The 1,022-nt window shown below is 37.4% G+C and carries 1 protein-coding gene and 1 pseudogene; both read left to right on the top strand.

The window, feature by feature from the left end; all coding sequences use genetic code 11:
• On the top strand, window positions 1-702 hold a 702-nt coding region (locus VXQ92_RS21335), incomplete at its 5' end, for an ABC transporter substrate-binding protein (RefSeq protein WP_416683103.1).
• 15 nt (window positions 703-717) lie between these two features.
• Window positions 718-1,022: pseudogene (locus VXQ92_RS21340) on the top strand (heme-binding protein); the annotation flags it as partial.

Consider the following 1,022-nt stretch of genomic DNA (forward strand, 5'->3'; position numbering starts at 1 on the left):
GCAATTACTCTGTCATACAATCAAAAAGAAAGCATACAACAAGCTTATAAAAGTCAGGCTGTTAGATCACAAATGTTTATACCTGAAGGTGTAAACGGATATAACCCTAAATATAAAAGTAGCGTAGGATATAATCCACGGCTAGCAAATAAACTGCTTGATTATTATGGCTATAAAAAAGCGGCTGATGGCTACCGGACCTTACCAAATGGCAAACCTTTAATTTTAAAAATCAATACAGAAAATAGCTCAGCATCGGTTATTCATTCAGAACTCTGGAAAAAAAATCTAGATGCGATTGGCATTCGAGCTGACTTTAAGGTAAGTAACTTTGCAGATAACTTAAAAGCCGCTACTCAATGTAAATATATGATCTGGAGCGGTGCATGGATTGCTGACTATCCTGAAGGAGATAATTTTGCACAATTACTATATGGACCAAATGCTGGGCAGGGAAACCATGCTTGTTATCAGTCTAAAACCTATGATGCTCTTTATACTCAGGCCATTCATTTACCACCTCAACAACGTCTACCATATTACGAAAAACTTAACCGTCAGATTGAAGCTGATAATCCTTGGATTATTCATGTAACTCGAATTCGCAATTGGTTGATACGCCCACAAGTTCAGGGTTTTAAACCTCACCCAATGATGAATACAAACTGGCAATATCTTGATATTACCCCTATTAAAAAATAATTTTAGATAAAGATCATCATGACTGAAAATTTAAAACAAAAGCTCAAGTACTGTAGTGTCGGCCTATTCTTTGCCGGAATGGCTTTAACGGGTTCTATATCTATTTTTGCGAAAAGCCCAGCCGATCCAAATAAAGTTTTGCGTTATGTATTCCCAACAGCTGAAACAGGCTTCGACCCAGCTTATGTACATGACTTATATTCAGCGCATGTACTCACATCTATATTTGAAACTTTATATACCTATGACTATTTGGCAAGACCAGCAAAATTAATCCCACACGTGGCTACGGCTATGCCAGAAGTGAGTGCAGATGGTCT

Source organism: Acinetobacter sp. 228 (assembly GCF_048147885.1).